19 protein-coding genes are annotated in these 20,020 nt (G+C 55.8%); 14 read left to right on the forward strand and 5 right to left on the reverse strand.

Going from position 1 to position 20,020, the window contains the following annotated elements; all coding sequences use genetic code 11:
• Nucleotides 1–188 precede the first annotated feature (188 nt).
• Both M2433_RS04880 and fadE read right to left on the reverse strand, forming a co-directional pair.
• Entirely contained in the window at nt 189–959 is a 771-nt protein-coding gene (locus M2433_RS04880) for an amidohydrolase (protein WP_429053797.1), read from the reverse strand.
• Nucleotides 960–1,067: 108 nt separating this feature from the next.
• Complete coding sequence (gene fadE, locus M2433_RS04885; protein WP_429053795.1) at nt 1,068–3,512, reverse strand: acyl-CoA dehydrogenase FadE; 2,445 nt, start codon at nt 3,510–3,512, stop codon at nt 1,068–1,070.
• 239 nt (nt 3,513–3,751) lie between these two features.
• Here fadE and lpcA point away from each other — a divergent pair, with 239 nt between their 5' ends.
• Both lpcA and M2433_RS04895 read left to right on the forward strand, forming a co-directional pair.
• Nucleotides 3,752–4,330 carry a D-sedoheptulose 7-phosphate isomerase gene (gene lpcA / locus M2433_RS04890; RefSeq protein WP_047347358.1) on the forward strand — a complete coding sequence of 193 codons (579 nt, stop codon included), beginning with the start codon at nt 3,752–3,754 and terminating at the stop codon, nt 4,328–4,330.
• Nucleotides 4,331–4,375: 45 nt separating this feature from the next.
• A complete protein-coding gene (locus M2433_RS04895) occupies nt 4,376–5,143 on the forward strand; it encodes a class II glutamine amidotransferase (protein ID WP_010427885.1) in 768 nt (255 codons plus the stop codon).
• On the opposite strand, the gene dpaA is transcribed toward M2433_RS04895, so the two are convergent.
• Nucleotides 5,114–5,854 carry a peptidoglycan meso-diaminopimelic acid protein amidase gene (gene dpaA, locus M2433_RS04900; protein WP_059310460.1) on the reverse strand — a complete coding sequence of 247 codons (741 nt, stop codon included), beginning with the start codon at nt 5,852–5,854 and terminating at the stop codon, nt 5,114–5,116. The genes M2433_RS04895 and dpaA overlap by 30 nt on opposite strands.
• Nucleotides 5,855–6,152: 298 nt before the next feature.
• Here dpaA and M2433_RS04905 point away from each other — a divergent pair, with 298 nt between their 5' ends.
• From M2433_RS04905 to dinB, 8 genes are all read left to right on the forward strand, one after another.
• Nucleotides 6,153–7,496: a Na(+)-translocating NADH-quinone reductase subunit A gene (locus M2433_RS04905; protein ID WP_429053792.1), complete on the forward strand. Its 1,344-nt coding sequence runs from the start codon at nt 6,153–6,155 to the stop codon at nt 7,494–7,496.
• A gap of 3 nt (nt 7,497–7,499) precedes the next feature.
• Entirely contained in the window at nt 7,500–8,735 is a 1,236-nt protein-coding gene (locus M2433_RS04910; protein ID WP_429053791.1) for an NADH:ubiquinone reductase (Na(+)-transporting) subunit B, read from the forward strand.
• The gene (locus M2433_RS04915) at nt 8,728–9,522 is read left to right on the forward strand and encodes a Na(+)-translocating NADH-quinone reductase subunit C (protein WP_429053789.1); all 795 of its coding nucleotides are present in this window, start codon (nt 8,728–8,730) and stop codon (nt 9,520–9,522) included. The genes M2433_RS04910 and M2433_RS04915 overlap by 8 nt, the downstream gene beginning before the upstream one ends.
• Nucleotides 9,515–10,153, forward strand: coding sequence for an NADH:ubiquinone reductase (Na(+)-transporting) subunit D (locus M2433_RS04920; protein WP_014882676.1), 639 nt, complete (start codon nt 9,515–9,517; stop codon nt 10,151–10,153). Before M2433_RS04915 ends, M2433_RS04920 begins: the two co-directional genes overlap by 8 nt.
• A gap of 6 nt (nt 10,154–10,159) precedes the next feature.
• Nucleotides 10,160–10,756, forward strand: a complete 597-nt coding sequence (gene nqrE / locus M2433_RS04925; protein WP_044867920.1) for an NADH:ubiquinone reductase (Na(+)-transporting) subunit E — start codon at nt 10,160–10,162, stop codon at nt 10,754–10,756.
• 10 nt (nt 10,757–10,766) lie between these two features.
• A complete protein-coding gene (gene nqrF / locus M2433_RS04930; protein WP_429053786.1) occupies nt 10,767–11,990 on the forward strand; it encodes an NADH:ubiquinone reductase (Na(+)-transporting) subunit F in 1,224 nt (407 codons plus the stop codon).
• Complete coding sequence (gene nqrM / locus M2433_RS04935) at nt 11,990–12,193, forward strand: (Na+)-NQR maturation NqrM (protein WP_059310466.1); 204 nt, start codon at nt 11,990–11,992, stop codon at nt 12,191–12,193. The genes nqrF and nqrM overlap by 1 nt, the downstream gene beginning before the upstream one ends.
• Nucleotides 12,194–12,300: 107 nt before the next feature.
• Complete coding sequence (gene dinB, locus M2433_RS04940) at nt 12,301–13,359, forward strand: DNA polymerase IV (protein ID WP_429053784.1); 1,059 nt, start codon at nt 12,301–12,303, stop codon at nt 13,357–13,359.
• A 61-nt stretch (nt 13,360–13,420) separates the two neighbouring features.
• Here dinB and pepD read toward each other — a convergent pair whose 3' ends face one another.
• Entirely contained in the window at nt 13,421–14,878 is a 1,458-nt protein-coding gene (gene pepD / locus M2433_RS04945; RefSeq protein ID WP_429053782.1) for a cytosol nonspecific dipeptidase, read from the reverse strand.
• Between the two features lie 260 nt (nt 14,879–15,138).
• Between pepD and gpt the strand changes: the two genes are divergently transcribed.
• The 3 genes from gpt (at nt 15,139) to crl (ending at nt 17,405) form a co-directional block, all read left to right on the forward strand.
• Nucleotides 15,139–15,597, forward strand: a complete 459-nt coding sequence (gpt, locus tag M2433_RS04950) for a xanthine phosphoribosyltransferase (RefSeq protein ID WP_010427903.1) — start codon at nt 15,139–15,141, stop codon at nt 15,595–15,597.
• Nucleotides 15,598–15,701: 104 nt separating this feature from the next.
• Nucleotides 15,702–16,946 (forward strand): esterase FrsA, encoded by a 1,245-nt coding sequence (gene frsA / locus M2433_RS04955; protein ID WP_429053780.1) that lies wholly within the window; start codon nt 15,702–15,704, stop codon nt 16,944–16,946.
• A 57-nt stretch (nt 16,947–17,003) separates the two neighbouring features.
• Nucleotides 17,004–17,405, forward strand: a complete 402-nt coding sequence (gene crl, locus M2433_RS04960; protein ID WP_045330370.1) for a sigma factor-binding protein Crl — start codon at nt 17,004–17,006, stop codon at nt 17,403–17,405.
• 147 nt (nt 17,406–17,552) lie between these two features.
• Here the strand turns inward: crl and phoE are convergent, their stop codons facing one another.
• Entirely contained in the window at nt 17,553–18,605 is a 1,053-nt protein-coding gene (gene phoE / locus M2433_RS04965; RefSeq protein ID WP_063431423.1) for a phosphoporin PhoE, read from the reverse strand.
• 304 nt (nt 18,606–18,909) lie between these two features.
• Between phoE and proB the strand changes: the two genes are divergently transcribed.
• A complete protein-coding gene (proB, locus tag M2433_RS04970) occupies nt 18,910–20,013 on the forward strand; it encodes a glutamate 5-kinase (RefSeq protein WP_008501877.1) in 1,104 nt (367 codons plus the stop codon).
• Nucleotides 20,014–20,020: the final 7 nt, after the last annotated feature.

Below are 20,020 nucleotides of genomic sequence, written 5' to 3' on the forward strand. Positions count from 1 at the left end.
TATCTCTCGCATCCCAGGGCATAAGCGACTCCATAAACGGGTTCTTATGCCTTAGTTGTAAGTGTCTACCATGTCCCCGAACAAGTGTTCACTATGTCCCCGGACCGTACACCCTCAAGGGAGAGGGAGTCGTCTTTGCTGGCATTATTTTATGGGGATCCCTCAACCCTTTGGGTGAGGGGAAAATTTCAACCAATGCTAAACCGATCCGCATCCTGCCATGCCGGAAACTTCTCCCGGTACTCCTTCAGCGCCGTCAATGACAGCTCGGCATCAATACGCGTTGCCTGGTGCGGCTCGGCGGTGGCAATAACCTCGCCCTGCGGATTCACCACCCGGCTGTCGCCGCGATAGTGATGCCCGTTGCCGTCGGTTCCCACGCGGTTACACCCCACCACGTACGCCTGGTTCTCAATCGCGCGCGCTACCAGCAGCGACTGCCAGTGCAGGGAACGTGGCGCAGGCCAGTTGGCCACGTACAGCGCCAGGTCGTAATCGTTGCGGTTGCGTGACCATACCGGGAAGCGCAGGTCGTAGCAAACCAGCGGTAGAATACGCCAGCCGCGCCATTCAAACACTACGCGCTCGTTACCGGCTTCATAGTGATGATGCTCATCCGCCATGCGGAACAGGTGGCGTTTATCGTAAAAATGTACTTTTCCTTCCGGCTCAACCAGCAGGAAGCGGTTCACCGGCCCGCGTTCGGTTTGCAGCGCGGCGCTGCCCGCGATCAGTGCGTTCGTCTGCTGCGCTTTGGCATGCATCCAGGCGATCACCTCATCCTGCGGCATTGACTGTTTTGCTGCTTCCATGGCGAAGCCGGTAGTGAACATCTCCGGCAGGACAATCACATCGCGTCCGGTAATGCCTTCCAGTTGACGATCGAAGTGGCGCAGATTGGCGGGGCCATCCATCCACACTAAAGGTTGCTGCAAAATAGAAATCTTCAGACCAGGCACAATTCAGACTCCTCAAACGACCGCTTTTTGACACTGTAGCACGACATAACGAGAAAATGTGGCAATAAAAAACCCCGCGCGAGGCGGGGTTTGTGCAGGCGAAACGCGTTACGCCGCTTCAGGTTTACGGTGCTTCTCCGGCAGCTTTACCGGCTGCGTCGCCAGCTCTTCCGGTTCGAAATCATCCACGTTAATGCTGCGCAGACGGCTCTCTTCGGCTTTCACCAGCAGAGCAGCTTCATCTTTACTGATAATGCCACCTGCCAGCGCCTGTTTCGCCAGTTCGTCCAGACGGGTAAACGGCAGGTTTTTGCCCAGCTGTTTACAAATTTTCTGGTGAATCGGGTCGGCGGCCATCACGTCCAGCAGCGCCTCTTCCAGCAGGCCTACCGGGTTATGCGGCGTTGGCGCCAGATACTGACCGCGGCCGATACGGGAGCGGGTTGCGCTCGGTACCTGCAGGATCTTCGCCACCTTGTGGTCCAGCTTGTCGGACGGCGCCAGATGGTGACGACCGGTCGGGAAGATCACCGCGCGCAGGGCACCCGCCACGAAGCGGTTCGGGAAGTTTGCCAGCAGATCGTCAATGGCCTGCTCTGCCTGATACAACGCATCCTGAACGCCCCAGTGCACCAGCGGCAGATCAGCTTCCTGACGGCCTTCATCGTCGTAGCGTTTCAGGACCGCCGAGGCCAGGAAAATCTGGCTCAGCACATCACCCAGACGAGCGGAGATACGTTCGCGACGCTTCAGGCTACCGCCCAGCACCGCCATAGAGATGTCGGACAGCAGCGCCAGGTTGGCACTCAGACGGTTCAGGTGCTGGTAATAACGTTTGGTGGCATCGCCGGTTGGCGTCGCGCTGGTAAGACCGCGCGTCAGGCCCAGCCAGAAGCTGCGCACCTTGTTGCTGCCCACGTGACCGATGTGTTTGAACAGCAGCTTGTCGAAGGCATCCACGTCGTTATTCTGCGCAGCGGCCATCTCTTCCAGCACGTATGGATGGCAGCGAATTGCGCCCTGACCGAAGATCATCATGCTGCGGGTCAGGATGTTTGCCCCTTCCACGGTGATGGCAATCGGAGCGCCCTGATAGCCGCGCGCCAGGAAGTTGCCTTCGCCGAGCATAATGCCTTTACCGCCCGCGATATCCATCGCGTCAATGATCGACTGCTGCGCGCGGTGGGTACAGTGGTACTTCACAATGGCGGACAGCACGGCCGGTTTTTCGCCCAGCATGATGCCGTAGGTAATCAGGGAAGCAGCGGCGTCCATCACGTAGGCGTTGCCCGCGATACGCGCCAGCGGCTCTTCGATACCTTCCATCTTGCCGATGGAGATTTTGAACTGACGGCGAATGTGGGCGTAAGCACCAATCCCCATCGCCACAGACTTCAGACCGCCGGTTGAGTTCGACGGCAGGGTAATGCCGCGGCCCACCGACAAGCATTCCACCAGCATGCGCCAGCCCTGACCGGCCATTTTCGGGCCGCCGATGATGTAATCAATCGGCACGAAGATATCCTGGCCGCGGGTTGGACCGTTCTGGAACGGCACGTTCAGCGGGAAGTGACGACGACCAATTTCAACGCCAGGGGTAGAGGTTGGGATCAGCGCACAGGTAATGCCCAGATCTTCTTCGCCGCCCAGCAGTTTTTCCGGGTCAGAGAGCTTAAAGGCCAGACCCAGCACGGTGGCGATAGGCGCCAGAGTGATATAACGCTTGTTCCAGGTCAGGCGCATGCCCAGCACCTGCTCGCCCTGCCACTCGCCCATGCAGACCACGCCGGTATCCGGAATTGCGCCCGCATCGGAGCCTGCTTCCGGGCTGGTCAGCGCGAAGCAAGGGATTTCCTGACCGCGTGCCAGACGCGGCAGGTAGTGATCTTTCTGCTCTTCGGTACCGTAATGCTGCAGCAGTTCGCCCGGGCCTAAGGAGTTAGGCACGCCAACGGTAATCGCCAGGATCCCGGAAACGCCCGCCAGCTTTTGCAGGACGCGAGCCTGAGCGTAGGCGGAGAACTCCAGACCGCCGTACTCTTTCTTGATGATCATCGCGAAGAAGCGATGTTCTTTCAGATATGCCCACAGCTCTGGCGGCAGATCGGCCATTTCATGGGTGATGGCAAAGTCGTTTGCCATGCGGCACGCTTCTTCCACCGGGCCGTCAATAAAGGCCTGCTCTTCAGCGGTCAGACGCGGCTGCGGATAGTTGTGCAGCTTTTTCCAGTCAGGATTGCCCTGGAACAGATCGCCTTCCCACCAGGTGGTGCCCGCATCAATCGCTTCTTTCTCAGTGCGTGACATTGGCGGCATCACCTTGCGGAAGCCTTTAAACACCGGCGCGGAGATCATCGACTTACGCATCGGGGCCAGGTTAAACGGCAGAAGAATGATGGCAAGAGGGACTAAAAGCCAGATATTCCAGAGGCCTGCGACGCCAAGCGCAGCCGTCCAGGCCAGAAGAATCAGGCTGCTCAGGAATAAACTTACGCGGTGATAGAACAGCACACCGAGCAGTACAACGGTTGCGAGAATGCTCAAAATCATCATAAAGAAAAGCTCCCTTGCTTGTAGGAGGTCTGACCACTTGTGATGATATGGTTGTAGTTGATGTTATTTCCTTTAGCAATGTGTTTACAAAATAATTACAACCTGGTTCACATTGTTCGCGTTTTCGCCGGCACGAAAAAGCAAAACGCCGGACGATTCGCATGGCTTTAGCTTCTCGCTTTTGACGCTATCCGGTACACTCCACTGTGTTATTTCATCAATACTGAAGGATTATCCTCATGTACCAGGATCTTATTCGTAACGAACTGAACGAAGCGGCGGAAACGCTGGCTAACTTTCTGAAAGATGATGCCAATATTCACGCTATTCAGCGCGCAGCGGTCCTGCTGGCCGACAGCTTCAAAGCCGGTGGCAAAGTGCTTTCCTGCGGCAACGGCGGTTCACACTGTGACGCGATGCACTTTGCAGAAGAGCTGACCGGTCGCTATCGCGAAAACCGTCCGGGCTACCCGGCGATTGCGATTTCCGACGTGAGCCACATCTCCTGCGTGGGCAACGACTTTGGTTACGACTACATCTTCTCCCGCTACGTTGAAGCGGTTGGTCGTGAAGGTGATGTGCTGCTGGGGATCTCTACCTCCGGCAACTCCGGAAACGTGATCAAAGCGATCGCTGCCGCGCGTGAAAAAGGGATGAAAGTCATCACCCTGACGGGCAAAGATGGCGGTAAGATGGATGGTAGCGCGGATGTTGAAATCCGTGTTCCGCACTTCGGTTATGCTGACCGCATTCAGGAAATTCACATCAAAGTGATCCACATCCTGATCCAGCTGATCGAAAAAGAGATGGTTAAGTAAGACTTCGCTGGGGGCACTTTGCCCCCGCTGTTGTGGAGGTGACGTATGTGCGAACTGCTCGGGATGAGCGCCAATGTGCCAACCGATATCTGCTTTAGTTTCACCGGGCTGGTGCAGCGCGGTGGAGGAACCGGGCCGCATAAAGACGGCTGGGGCATTACCTTCTACGAAGGCAAAGGGTGTCGCACGTTCAAAGATCCACAGCCCAGCTTTAACTCACCGATTGCTAAACTGGTGCAGGACTATCCTATCAAGTCGCGATCGGTGATTGCCCACATTCGGCAGGCAAACCGTGGCGAAGTCGCGCTGGAAAATACCCATCCGTTTACCCGCGAGCTGTGGGGCCGTAACTGGACCTACGCGCACAATGGGCAACTCACGGGCTATAAGTCGCTGGAGACGGGCAATTTCCGCCCGGTTGGCGAAACCGACAGTGAAAAAGCCTTCTGCTGGCTTCTGCACAAGCTGACGGAGCGCTATCCCCGCACGCCGGGCAACATGGCCGCCGTGTTTAAATACATCGCCACGCTTGCGTCGGAGCTACGCGAAAAAGGCGTGTTCAACATGCTGCTCTCTGACGGGCGCTACGTGATGGCGTTCTGCTCGACGAATCTGTTCTGGATCACCCGCCGTGCGCCGTTTGGCGTTGCGACGCTACTCGATCAGGATGTGGAGATAGACTTTCAGAAGGAGACCACACCGAACGATGTGGTCACTGTCATTGCAACGCAGCCGCTGACGGGCAACGAAACCTGGCAAAAAATTATGCCAGGCGAGTGGGTGCTATTTTGTCTCGGGGACCGTGTAATTTGACGCCAGCTGTGGATGGACGACTTCGTGGCTCAGCGGTTTGCTGACCACGTAACGGCCATCTACGATAGAGACCACAGGCGGCTTGTGGGTCTGCTCAAAGTAGTCGTAACCCGGCTTAAGCTGTTTCCAGAAATCCGCGTAGTATGAGTACTTGTGACGCGTCATGTTGGCGTCCGTCATGCGGAACGGGTAGATGCTGACCTGAACGTTAGGCTGTCCAAAGACCAGTGCGCCGGTCACGAACTGGAAAATCTCATCAATGCCGGAGTCGGTCATCGCATAACAGCCGACAGACACGCAGGCACCGTGGATCATCAGGTATTTACCTTCATAACCGTGTGCACGGTCATAGGCATTCGGGAAGCCGATGTTAATGGCTTTGTAGAAGCGGCTGTCGGGCTTGAGCTGGCTACGCTGAACGTTGTAAAACCCTTCCGGACTTTTGAAATCGCCCTGACGCTGTTTTGGCCCCAGCCCGCCGGAGTAGTTACAAATCTTGTAGCTATCAAGCAGCTGATAAGTCTCACCCATTTTTACAAACAGATCGAGAGTGCGCTCTTCCTTGAAGATCTGAATATAAACCGGCGATCCCATTAACTGCTGTTTATATTCTTTGCTGACCGGCGTCGTTGAGCTATTACTGCTGAGCAGTCCGGCAAACGACATGCACGGAATCAGAAGCATCGCAATGAACAATGCGATTTTACGCATACTACTAGTTCCTTGATAAAACCATGACCAACTTGCCAGGACGGCAAAAGAGACCCGAAATCAGATTATTCTGTTAGGAGCGCTCACATTAGCACCGCCAGAGATTTTCGCAAGAGCCGGGCGGTGAGTTTACAAATTAGTTTTACGTTATAAACCATCAAAATCGCCATGGCTCCAGGAACTTTGCGTATTAGCTCGCAATTTGGCGCGCGCGACGGCGGATTCCCTGCCCGCGGGAAGGGGAAAATGTTACACTTCGCGCCCACTGGATTGTTGTTCATGGAAACCTGCTAACCACATGTTTAAAATCAAAAAAGGACTTGATCTGCCGATTGCAGGCGTGCCCGATCAGCACGTTTCGACAGGCGTTAGTGTCCGTCATGTCGCCATCCTGGGCGACGACTACCTGGGAATGCGGCCGTCAATGCTGGTACAGGAAGGCGAGCGCGTTATTAAAGGGCAGGCGCTCTTTGAGGACAAAAAAAATCCCGGCGTCCTGTTCACTGCACCCGCGAGCGGCATCGTTGTGGCGATCAACCGCGGCGAACGGCGCGTTCTGCAGTCGGTGGTTATCCGCATTGAAGGCGATGAACAGCGTGAATTCGCCCATTACGACGCGGCAGACCTCGCGTCGCTGAGCCGTGACGCTGTTCAGGCTCAACTTCTGGCGTCCGGTTTATGGACCGCGCTTCGTACGCGTCCCTTCAGTAAATCCACTGTTCCCGGTACGGAACCGGCCGCGATTTTCGTTACGGCAATGGACACCAACCCGCTTAGCGTGGACCCGCAGCCGGTTATCCTGGCGCAGCGCAAAGCCTTTGATGCCGGGCTGACCCTTTTAACCCGCCTCACGTCGGGGAAAGTTCACGTTTGTCAGGCCGGCGGCGGCAAGCTCGGCGGGCATCCGCAGGGGCAGGTCACGTTTAACGAGTTTGCGGGCCCGCATCCGGCGGGGCTGGTCGGGACGCACATCCACTTCCTTGAGCCGGTAAGCCTGACGAAACAGGTCTGGCACCTTAACTATCAGGACGTTATTGCCATCGGTAAGCTTTTCACCACCGGTGAGCTGTGCGCTGAGCGGACCATCGCCATCGCCGGGCCTCAGGCGAGCCGCCCGCGTCTGGTGAAGACGCTGCTGGGCGCGGACATCAATGAACTGCTGGTGGGTGAGGTAAAAGAGGGCGAAAACCGCCTCATCTCTGGTTCGGTGCTCAGCGGCCGCCATGCTGTTGATGCGCACGCCTATCTGGGACGTTTCCATTTGCAGGTCAGCATTGTGCAGGAAGGCCGCGAGAAAGAGCTGTTCGGCTGGGTGCTGCCCGGCGCGGAGAAATATTCCGTCACCCGGACCACGCTGGGTCACTTCCTGCGTAACCGGCTGTTTAACTTCTCGACCACTACGCACGGTGGAGAGCGCGCCATGGTTCCAATTGGCAACTACGAGCGCGTCATGCCGCTGGATATTCTGCCGACCATGCTGTTGCGCGATCTCCTCGCCGGCGATACCGACAGCGCGCAGGCGCTGGGCTGCCTGGAGCTGGATGAAGAAGACCTGGCGCTCTGTACCTATGTGTGTCCGGGTAAATACGAATACGGACCCGTATTGCGCGAGGTGTTAACCCGCATTGAGCAGGAAGGATAACCGATGGGCTTAAAACACCTCTTTGAAAAGATCGAGCCGCACTTTACCGAAGGGAAGCTCAAAAAGTACTACCCGCTGTATGAAGCCACGGCGACCATTTTCTACACGCCGGGGCTGGTGACGAAAGGAGCGGCGCACGTTCGTGACGCCATCGACCTCAAGCGGATGATGATCCTGGTGTGGTTTGCGGTCTTCCCGGCGATGTTCTGGGGGATGTACAACGTTGGCCTGCAGACCATTCCGGCGCTGCACCACATGTACGATGCACAGCAGCTGGCGCAGGTGCTTCAGTCTGACTGGCACTATCGTCTGGCCCAGTCGTTAGGGGTGAGCTTCTCGGCAGACGCGGGCTGGATGAGCATGATGACGCTGGGCGCGGTTTTCTTCCTGCCGATTTACATCACGGTCTTTATCGTGGGCGGCTTCTGGGAAGTGCTGTTTGCCATCATCCGTAAACATGAGATCAACGAAGGCTTCTTCGTGACCTCCATTCTCTTTGCCCTGATTGTTCCCCCAACGCTGCCGCTCTGGCAGGCAGCGCTGGGCATCAGTTTCGGCGTGGTGATTGCCAAAGAGATCTTCGGCGGAACCGGGCGGAACTTCCTTAACCCGGCGCTGGCGGGGCGTGCGTTTCTGTTCTTTGCCTATCCGGCACAAATCTCAGGCGACCTGGTGTGGACGGCGGCAGACGGTTTTTCCGGCGCCACGCCGCTTTCGCAGTGGGCAGCACGCGGCGGTGAAGCGCTGGTGAACAACGCGACAGGACAGCCTGTCACCTGGTTCGATGCCTTTATTGGCAACATTCCGGGCTCCATCGGGGAAGTCTCTACGCTGATGATTTTGCTGGGCGGCGCAATCATTCTTTTCGGTCGCGTGGCCTCCTGGCGGATTGTTGCAGGCGTGATGATCGGTATGGTGCTGACCGCCACCCTGTTCAACGTTATCGGTTCGACCACCAACCCGATGTTCTCCATGCCGTGGTACTGGCATCTGGTGCTGGGTGGCTTCGCGTTCGGCATGATGTTCATGGCGACCGACCCTGTCTCCGCCTCGTTTACGGATAAAGGTAAATGGAGCTATGGCGTGCTCATTGGCGCGATGTGCGTCATGATCCGCGTGGTCAACCCGGCCTATCCGGAGGGGATGATGCTGGCCATTCTGTTTGCCAATCTGTTTGCGCCACTCTTCGATTACCTGGTGGTGCGGGCCAACATTAAGCGGAGGAAGGCGCGTGGCTGAAGTTAAAAATAACGACAGCATCAGCAAAACGCTGCTGGTGGTGCTGGTGCTCTGTCTGGTCTGTTCGATTATCGTGGCCGGTTCTGCCGTGGGGTTAAAACCCCTGCAGCAGAAGCAACGCGCGCTGGATAAACAGCGCAACATTCTGGCCGTGGCCGGGCTGATGCAGGAAGGCATGAGCGCAGACGACGTTTCGGCCGTCTTTTCCGAACGTATTTCGGCGCGTCTGGTAGATTTAAAAACCGGCCAGCTGCTGGATAAAGACCCGGCAAAATTCAACCAGGCGCTGGCGCTGAAAGATCCGCAGATGAGTCTGACGCTGGAGGCATCGCAAGATCCCGCCGGGATTAAGCGCCGCAGCAATCTCGCCGAAATTTACCTGGTGCGCGACGAGCAAAAACGCGTTCAGGAAATGGTGCTGCCGATTTACGGCAACGGCCTGTGGTCGATGATGTACGCCTTTGTGGCCCTTGATACGGATGGTCGCACCGTAAAAGGTATTACGTATTACGATCAGGGCGAAACCCCGGGGCTGGGTGGCGAAGTTGAGAACCCTAACTGGCGGGCACAGTTTGTCGGCAAAAAAGTGCTCGACGATAGCGGCCTGCCCGCGCTGAAGGTGATGAAAGGGGCGGGACGTCCCGGAGACGACTACGCCGTCGACGGGCTTTCCGGCGCCACGCTCACATCAAAAGGCGTGCAGCACAGCTTTGATTTCTGGATGGGCGAGCTGGGCTTTGGTCCTTTCCTGAAAAACGTACGTGAAGGAGCGCTGAACAATGGCTGATACCGGTGAACTGAAAGAAGTCAAAAAGGTGCTCATTGGCCCACTGCTGGCCAATAACCCGATTACGCTGCAGGTGCTGGGCGTCTGTTCAGCCCTGGCGGTGACGACCAAGCTGGAAACGGCGGTCGTGATGACGCTGGCGGTAACGCTGGTAACCGCATTTTCCAGCATGTTTATCTCAATGATCCGCCACCACATTCCCAACAGCGTGAGGATCATCGTGCAGATGGCGATCATCGCCTCGCTGGTGATCGTGGTCGATCAGCTGCTGCGCGCCTTCGCCTATGAAACCTCGAAACAGCTTTCGGTATTTGTCGGGCTTATCATCACCAACTGTATCGTCATGGGGCGTGCGGAAGCCTACGCCATGAAAATGCCGCCGCTGGCGAGCTTTATGGACGGTATCGGCAACGGCCTCGGCTACGGCGTGATCCTGCTGACCGTTGGGTTCCTGCGAGAGCTCATTGGCAGCGGCAAGCTGTTTGGCATCACGGTGCTGGACACGGTGCAGAACGGCGGCTGGTATCTGCCAAACGGCCTGTTCCTGCTGGCCCCTAGCGCATTTTTCATTATCGGTTTGTTGATCTGGCTGATTCGTACGTTGAAACCAGAACAGCAGGAAAAGGAGTAACCGACGATGGCTCATTACCTGAGTTTGTTTGTGCGCGCGGTGTTTGTTGAAAACATGGCGCTCGCGTTTTTCCTGGGCATGTGTACGTTCCTTGCGGTTTCCAAAAAAGTGTCGACGGCCTTTGGACTGGGCGTGGCGGTGACGGTCGTGCTCGGGCTCTCCGTGCCCATTAACAATCTGGTGTACAACTTTGTGCTGCGGGACGGCGCGCTGGTGGAAGGCGTTGATCTCAGCTTCCTGAACTTCATCACCTTTATCGGGGTAATCGCGGCGCTGGTCCAAATCCTTGAGATGATCCTGGATCGGTATTTCCCGTCGCTTTACAACGCGCTGGGGATCTTCCTGCCGCTTATCGCGGTGAACTGCGCCATCTTCGGCGGCGTCTCGTTTATGGTTCAGCGTGATTACAACTTCAGTGAATCCGTCGTTTATGGCTTCGGTTCCGGTATTGGCTGGATGCTGGCGATTGTCACCATGGCGGGGATCCGCGAAAAAATGAAATATGCCAACGTGCCCGCGGGCCTGCGTGGCTTAGGGATCACCTTTATCACCACCGGGTTGATGGCGCTGGGCTTTATGTCCTTCTCCGGCGTGCAGCTATAAGGGCTTAAAGATGGAAATAATTCTTGGCGTGGTGATGTTCACGCTGATTGTTCTGGTGCTGTCAGGGCTCATTCTGGCGGCGCGCGCGAAGCTGGTAAATTCCGGCGACGTGGTGATTGATATTAACGACGAGCCGCAGCATCAGATCCGCACGCCGGCGGGGGATAAGCTGCTCAACACGCTCTCCGGTAACGGCATTTTTGTCTCCTCAGCCTGCGGCGGCGGCGGCTCCTGCGGGCAATGCCGCGTGAGGGTGAAAGAGGGCGGTGGCGATATTCTGCCAACCGAGCTGGCGCATATCACAAAACGTGAGGCAAAAGAGGGCTGCCGTCTCGCCTGCCAGGTCGCGGTGCGACAGAACATGAAGATTGAGCTGCCGGAAGAGATCTTCGGCGTCAAAAAATGGGAGTGCGAGGTTATCTCTAATGATAACAAAGCCACTTTTATTAAGGAGCTGAAGCTGCGGGTGCCGGAAGGGGAAGATGTCCCGTTCCGCGCCGGGGGATACATTCAGATTGAGTGCCCGGAGCATACCGTGGCGTATGCGGATTTTGACGTTCCGCAGGAGTACCGCGCCGACTGGGACAAATTCAATCTTTTCCGCTTTGTGTCGCAGGTGAAAGAGCCGACGCTGCGCGCCTACTCGATGGCCAACTATCCGGAAGAGAAGGGCATTATCATGCTCAACGTGCGTATCGCCACGCCGCCACCGAACGTGCCGGACGCGCCGCCGGGCGTGATGTCTTCGTACATCTGGTCCCTCAAGCCTGGTGACAAAGTGACGATCTCCGGTCCGTTCGGCGAGTTCTTTGCCAAAGATACCGAGGCTGAAATGGTGTTTATCGGCGGCGGTGCCGGTATGGCCCCGATGCGCTCGCACATCTTTGACCAGCTGAAGCGGCTCGGTAGCCAGCGTAAGATCAGCTTCTGGTACGGGGCGCGCTCGCTGCGCGAGATGTTCTATGATGATGAATTCGAACAGCTGGCGCGCGAAAACCCGAACTTTACCTTCCACGTGGCGCTCTCCGATCCGCAGCCGGAAGATAACTGGACGGGATACACGGGGTTCATTCACAACGTGCTGTATGAACACTACCTCAAACAGCACCCGGCACCCGAGGACTGCGAGTTCTATATGTGTGGGCCACCGATGATGAACGCCGCCGTGATTAAGATGCTGAAAGATCTTGGCGTGGAAGATGAGAACATCATGCTTGATGACTTTGGAGGCTGATGATGCTGACGTTTCTGGCAACCTTTGCGGTTTTTGTGCTTGTCATCTTCGGCATGTCGTTAGGCTGGATCGTTAAGCGGAAAAGCCTTCAGGGCAGCTGCGGCGGCATCTCTTCCATAGGGATGGAGAAGGTGTGCGACTGCCCGGAACCCTGCGATGCGCGGAAAAAACGGATGGCCCGCGAACAGCAGCGCATTATTTAAGTTTTGTAGGCCGGGTAAGGTAAAGCCGCCACCCGGCGTTCTTAGATCCGCTTCTCAATCCTCATTTATTTACTGTATACTTATCCAGTGATGAGTGAGGGCTTACTATGCGCAAAATTATCCATGTTGATATGGACTGCTTTTTTGCCGCAGTGGAGATGCGTGACAACCCGGCGCTGCGGGATATTCCCATCGCCATTGGCGGCAGCCGCGTGCAGCGGGGGGTCATCAGCACCGCAAATTACCCTGCGCGCAAATTTGGCGTGCGAAGCGCCATGCCGACGGCGATGGCCTTAAAGCTTTGCCCTCATCTCACGCTCCTGCCAGGCCGGTTTGACGCCTATAAGGAAGCCTCGGTTCATATTCGCGAAATCTTCTCCCGCTATACCTCTCTGATTGAGCCGCTGTCGCTTGACGAAGCCTATCTGGATGTCACCGACAGCGTGCATTGTCACGGCTCCGCCACGCTAATAGCTCAGGAGATCCGCCAGACGATTTTCAACGAGCTGAATCTAACCGCATCGGCGGGCGTGGCACCCGTTAAATTCCTCGCCAAAATTGCCTCCGATTTGAATAAGCCCAACGGCCAGTACGTCATCACGCCGGAAGAGGTACCTGCATTTTTAAAAACGCTGCCGCTCGGCAAAATCCCCGGCGTGGGGAAAGTCTCCGCCGCTAAGCTGGAAAGCATGGGATTACGCACCTGCGAAGATGTGCAGCGAAGCGATCTCGCCATGCTGCTCAAGCGCTTTGGGAAATTTGGTCGCGTGCTGTGGGAGCGCAGCCAGGGGATTGACGATCGCGATGTGAACAGCGAACGCTTACGGAAATCCGTTGGCGTTGAGCGCACCCTCATTGAAGATATTCATGACTGGTCGGAATGCGAAATCATCATCACGGAACAGCTTTATCCGGAGCTGGAGCGACGCTTAAGCAAGGTGAAGCCGGACCTGCTCATCGCCCGTCAGGGCATCAAGCTAAAATTTAACGACTTCCAGCAGACCACGCAGGAACACGTCTGGCCGCGTCTGAATAAAGACGATCTCATTGCGACGGCGAAAAAGGCATGGGAAGAGCGGCGGGCAGGGCGCGGCGTCAGGCTGGTGGGGTTGCACGTCACGCTGCTGGATCCGCAGCTGGAACGACAGCTGGTATTGGGATTGTAAAAAGACCGGTGGCACGATGTTGTACACCCTCTCCCTTTGGGAGAGGGCTGGGGTGAGGGTATTACTTAGCAGGAATCGCTTTCAGCAGTTCAGTCAGCAGGGTCCAGTAATGGCCCACGCTTTCGATATGAACCTGCTCATCCGGCGAGTGTGGTCCGGTAATGGTTGGCCCGATAGAAACCATGTCCATGTCCGGATACGGCTTCTTGAACAGGCCGCACTCCAGACCCGCGTGGATCACCTGGATGTTCGGGGTGCTGTTGAACAGACGCTGGTAAGTTTCACGCACCAGTGCCATCACCGGAGAGCTCGCATCCGGCTGCCAGCCCGGGTAGCTGCCTTTAGCTGAGGTTTTTGCACCCGCCAGCGTTCCCAGAGATTCCAGCATGCTCACCACATACTCTTTACCGCTGTCGATAAGCGAGCGGATCAGGCAGATGATTTCCGCGCTGTCGTCGCTCATGGTTACCACGCCAACGTTAAGTGAGGTTTCCACCACGCCTTTCGCCACGTCAGAGTTGCGGATCACGCCGTTTGGCGTCGCGTTCAGCAGCTGAACGAAGGTGTCACGAGACTTTGTGGTCAGCGCGGTTTTATCCGTAGAGACGGCTTCCAGCACCACGGTCAGGTTCTTCTCTTTTGATGACAGTTCGTTTTTCAGGATATCCAGGTAAACGCTGGAGAGCTTTTTCAGCTCGTCCGCTTTTGCCGCCGGAACGGCTACGGTGGCGAAGGCTTCACGTGGGATCGCGTTGCGCAGCGTACCGCCGTTGAAATCGACCAGACGCAGGTCCAGCTCAGCCGCGTGACCCGCCAGGAAGCGTGCCAGCAGCTTGTTGGCGTTACCCAGACCCAGGTGAATATCGCCGCCGGAGTGGCCGCCTTTCAGCCCTTTCAGCGTCAGCTTGAAGGTCTGGAAACCGGCAGGAATCGCTTCGCGCGACAGCGGCAGGGTAGAGATGAAATCAATCCCGCCCGCGCAGCCCATGTAGATCTCACCTTCTTCTTCGGAGTCGGTGTTGATCAGAATATCCGCCTGCAGCCAGTTCGCCTGCAGACCGAATGCGCCGTCCATACCCGCTTCTTCAGTCATGGTCAGCAGCACTTCCAGCGGACCGTGCTCAACGCTGTCGTCAGCCAGCACGGCCAGCGCAGAGGCCATGCCGATCCCGTTATCCGCGCCAAGCGTAGTGCCTCGTGCTTTCACCCAGTCGCCGTCGATGTACGGTTGAATCGGGTCTTTGGTGAAGTCGTGCACGGTATCGTTGTTCTTCTGTGGCACCATGTCCAGGTGCGCCTGCAGCACAACCGGTTTGCGGTTTTCCATGCCTGCGGTAGCGGGCTTGCGGATCAGAATGTTGCCAACCTGGTCACGTTCAGCATGCAGACCTTTTTCCTTCGCCCAACCCATAATATGTTCGGCAAGCTGTTCTTCATGGTAGGAAGGGTGTGGAATGGAGCAGATTTTGGCAAAAATATCCCACAGCGGCTGCGGAGATAATTGAGACAGTTCAGACACGATAAGTCTCCTTGTCGAGGCGCTGCAAACAGGGTTGCAGGTCACAGGGTTAGCAGGTTAATAGTTACCACAAGTCAGGCTTGCGAGATGAAACTGAGAATACCACTTTCTCTGCTGGCTGGTAGCATAAAGCATGTAAAAACTCAGGCAGAGGGCGCTAAACACTGGTTTTTAGTGCGTCAGGTCTCTATAATCTCGCGCAACCTATTTCCCCCTCGAACACTTTTTAAGCCGTATAAAAACAGGCTGGGACACTTCACATGAGCGAAAAATACGTCGTCACCTGGGACATGTTGCAGATTCACGCACGCAAACTGGCTGCGCGTCTGATGCCTTCCGAACAGTGGAAAGGCATTATTGCCGTCAGCCGTGGCGGTCTGGTACCGGGAGCGCTGCTGGCACGTGAGCTGGGCATTCGTCATGTCGATACCGTATGCATCTCCAGCTATGACCATGACAACCAGCGCGAGCTGACCGTACTGAAACGCGCGGAAGGCGACGGTGAAGGTTTCATCGTTATTGATGACCTGGTAGATACCGGCGGTACTGCGGTGGCTATCCGCGAAATGTATCCAAAAGCGCATTTCGTGACTATCTTCGCGAAACCAGCGGGTCGCCCACTGGTTGACGATTACGTGATTGATATCCCGCAGGATACCTGGATTGAACAGCCATGGGATATGGGCGTGGTCTTTGTGCCGCCTATTTCAGGCCGTTAATAGCAGTACGTAACTTTACACGCCCGGCTATGCCGGGCGTTGTTCTTTTTAGCCTGCACCGCGTTACAATAGTCTCTATACGACGTATCCATGGAGGCAACGCAATGACGCAGGCGAATCTCACCGAAACTCTCTTCAAACCCCGTTTCAAACACCCTGAAACGTCGACGCTGGTGCGTCGCTTTAATCCGGGTACCCAGCCTGCCGTCCAGTCTGCGTTAGACGGTAAAAACGTGCCTCACTGGTATCGCATGATTAACCGACTGATGTGGATCTGGCGCGGTATCGATCCGCGTGAAATCCTCGACGTGCAGGCGCGTATTGTAATGAGTGAAGCCGAACGTACCGACAGCGAACTCTACGATACGGTGGTGGGCTACCGCGGCGGTAACTGGATCTACGAGTGGTCTAAACAGGCGATGCTCTGGCAGCAAAAAGCCAGCCAGGAAGAGGATGCCACGCTCAGCGGCAAGCACTGGCTGCATGCGGCCAATCTCTATGCCATTGCCGCGTATCCACATCTGAAAGGTGATGAACTGGCGGAGCAGGCCCAGGCGCTGGCGAATCGCGCCTATGAAGAGGCGGCTCAACGCTTGCCGGGCCAGATGCGCGAACTTGAGTTTACCATTCCGGGTGGCGCGCCCGTTACCGGATTCCTGCATATGCCTGAAGGTGAAGGCCCGTTCCCGACCGTACTGATGTGCGGGGGGCTGGATTCGTTGCAGATCGACTACTACAGCCTGTATGAGCGCTACTTCGCACCAAAAGGGATCGCGATGCTGACGCTGGATATGCCTTCAATTGGTTTCTCATCCAAGTGGAAACTGACCCAGGATTCGAGCCTGCTGCACCAGCATGCGCTAAAAGCGCTGGAAAACATTCCGTGGGTTGACCACACCCGCGTGGCGGCATTTGGCTTCCGTTTTGGAGCGAACGTCGCGGTGCGTCTGGCCTACCTTGAAGCTACTCGTCTGAAAGCCGTCGCCTGTCTTGGGCCGGTGGTCCATGCCCTGCTCAGCGACCCTGCGCGTCAGGGTAGCGTACCTGAAATGTACCTTGACGTGCTGGCCAGCCGTCTTGGCATGCATGATGCATCAGACGAAGCGCTGCGCGTTGAGCTCAATCGCTACTCGTTAAAAACGCAGGGCTTGCTGGGACGTCGCTGCCCAACGCCGATGCTGTCGGGGTTCTGGAAAAACGATCCGTTCAGTCCGGAAGAAGAATCGCGCTTAATCACGTCGTCATCTGCGGATGGTAAATTGCTTGAGGTGCCTTTCAGCCCGGTCTATCAGAATTTTGACAAAGCTCTGAAAGAGATTACGCGCTGGATCGCTCAGAGATTGTGTTAATAGTTTGCTAAATTTTGCTGGTTTGGTAAAACAGTGGCTTCATAAAAGGAGATCGCAATGACGTTACCGAGTGGACACCCGAAAAGTAGACTGATTAAGAAGTTTATGGCTCTCGGCCCGTATATTCGAGAAGAGCAGTGTGAAGAGAATCGCTTTTTTTTCGACTGCCTGGCTGTATGCGTCAACGTGAAGCCTGCACCCGAAAAGCGTGAATTCTGGGGCTGGTGGATGGAAATGGAAGCAGAGGAAAAACGTTTTACGTATAGCTACCAGTTTGGCCTGTTTAATAAAGACGGCAACTGGCAGGCCACCACCATTAAAGACCAGGAAGTGATTGACCGCCTGGAATATACGCTGAAAGAGTTCCACGCGAAGGCAAGCGCGCTGCTGGCAACCCTGGATCTCAAGTTCGAGCCAGCGGATGACTTTTCCAGCGAAGCGGTGAAGCTGACTGCCTGATGGTGTCACGACGCCGGGTGGCAGCTTCGCCTTACCCGGCCTACAAAAACTGATGCTCTTCTCCCTCTCCCTGTGGGTGAGGGCACCAGACCGCATTAATTCCCGACAAAAAAACCGGCATCACGCCGGTTTTTTTATTTCGCATAATCAGAACTGGTAGGTCATGCCCAGAGCAACAATGTCATCGCTGCTCACGCCCAGTTTATTTTTGTCGTCAATCTGGTTGATTTTATAATCAACAAACGCGGACATATTTTTGTTGAAGTAATAGGTCGCGCCAACGTCAATATATTTCACCAGATCTTCGTCACCGATACCTTCGATATCTTTGCCTTTAGACTGGACATAACCCAGGGACGGACGCAGACCGAAGTCGAACTGATATTGTGCAACAACTTCAACGTTCTGCGCTTTATTTGCAAAACCACCTGAAATTGGGGTCATGTTGCGGGTTTCTGAATACATGGCAGCCAGATAAATATCGTTGGCGTCATATTTCAGACCGGTTGCCCAGGCTTCAGCTTTCTGCCCCTGGCCACGCGCCAGCAGGTTCTGAGCATTGGTGCGGTCAGAGTTGGTGTAAGCGCCGCTGACTGCGAAATCGCTGCCGCCGAAGTCATAGGACAGAGAGGTACCAAAACCGTCACCGTTCTGTTTCTTGGCGTCACGGTTTTCGTTTTTACCCTGGTATTGCAGGGTCATGTCCAGGCCGTCAACCGCGCCGAAGAAGTCGGTGTTACGGTAGGTGGCAAGGCCAGTCGCACGCTTGGTCATGAAGTTATCGGTCTGCGCGGAAGAGTCGCCGCCGAACTCAGGGAACATATCGGTCCATGCTTCGACGTCATACAGGGCACCCAGGTTACGGCCGTAATCCAGAGAACCAAAGTTTTTCAGCTTCAGGCCCGCGAACGCCAGACGGGTTTTCTGAGAGGAGTCGCTCTCGGCTTTGTTGCCCGCAAATTCGGATTCCCAACGGCCATAGCCCGTCAGCTGATCGTTAATCTGTGTTTCGCCTTTAAAACCGAAACGAACGTAAGTCTGGTCGCCGTCTTTAGTGTCATCATCGCTGATGTAGTGCATGGCTTTAACTTTGCCGTACACGTCCAGTTTATTACCGTCTTTATTATAAACTTCAGCTGCGTGAACGGATGCAGAAGCCACTACGCCCATAACCACTAATGCCAGAGTGCTCTTTTTCATTTTCGATCCTGTCTTATAAACGCGCTAAAAAATTCGCTGGACGATAAGCTCATGCTTAAGTCCCGTGAAAAAACAGGAAGGGTTTTATCGTTCTGGAGTGAAACTTTTATGACAAACTAAGAATAATTTTAAAAAACTGTGATTTATTATTTCGGTAATAAATGTGTCAAATTCTCCCGCTACGCTTCCTGATCCCGCGCAACAAAGTGTTTCGCGATGTGCTAAGGCAGTTGGCAACCGGGCTGACTCCTGTTAAAACGTTCGTTCGACATTACTTTCCCTTATCGTTGAACGGCAGAGAATCATGAGTGACAGCCAGACGCTGGTGGTAAAACTCGGTACCAGTGTTTTAACAGGCGGATCGCGCCGCCTAAATCGCGCCCACATTGTTGAGCTTGTACGTCAGTGCGCTCAGTTGCATGCCGCAGGGCATCGTATTGTGATAGTGACCTCCGGGGCGATTGCTGCCGGGCGTGAACACCTGGGTTACCCCGAACTCCCCGCGACGATCGCCTCCAAACAGCTGCTGGCCGCCGTGGGGCAAAGCCGACTCATTCAACTCTGGGAACAGCTGTTCTCTATCTATGGCATCCACGTCGGGCAGATGCTGCTGACGCGTGCCGATATGGAAGACCGGGAGCGCTTCCTGAACGCCCGCGATACCCTGCGCGCGCTGCTGGACAACAATATCGTTCCCGTTATTAACGAAAACGATGCCGTTGCCACCGCTGAAATCAAAGTGGGTGATAACGATAACCTCTCTGCGCTGGCCGCGATTCTGGCCGGTGCCGATAAATTACTGCTTCTGACCGATCAGCAGGGGCTGTTCACCGCCGATCCCCGCTCTAACCCGGAAGCCGAGCTGATTACCGACGTTCACGGCATCGACGATGCGCTGCGCGCCATCGCCGGTGACAGCGTGTCTGGCCTGGGAACGGGCGGCATGGGGACCAAGCTGCAGGCCGCTGACGTGGCGTGCCGCGCCGGTATTGACACCATCATTGCGGCGGGCAGCCGTCCTGGCGTGATTGGCGACGTGATGGAAGGCATTTCCGTCGGCACGCGTTTCCACGCCCAGGAATCCCCGCTGGAAAACCGTAAACGCTGGATATTTGGCGCGCCTCCGGCAGGCGAACTGGTCGTTGATGAAGGGGCAACCGCCGCAATTCTGGAACGAGGAAGTTCATTACTTCCTAAAGGAATTAAAAGCGTGACAGGCAACTTCTCCCGTGGTGAAGTGATCCGTATCCGTAACCTCGAAGGTCGCGACATCGCCCACGGCGTAAGCCGCTATAACAGCGACGCGCTGCGCCGCATTGCGGGTCACCACTCGCAGCAGATCGACGCCATTCTGGGCTATGAGTATGGCCCGGTTGCCGTGCACCGCGATGACATGATTATTCGTTAAGGAGCCA

This window comes from Enterobacter sp. AC1 (genome assembly GCF_050434705.1).
Classification (GTDB): domain Bacteria; phylum Pseudomonadota; class Gammaproteobacteria; order Enterobacterales; family Enterobacteriaceae; genus Enterobacter; species Enterobacter cloacae_L.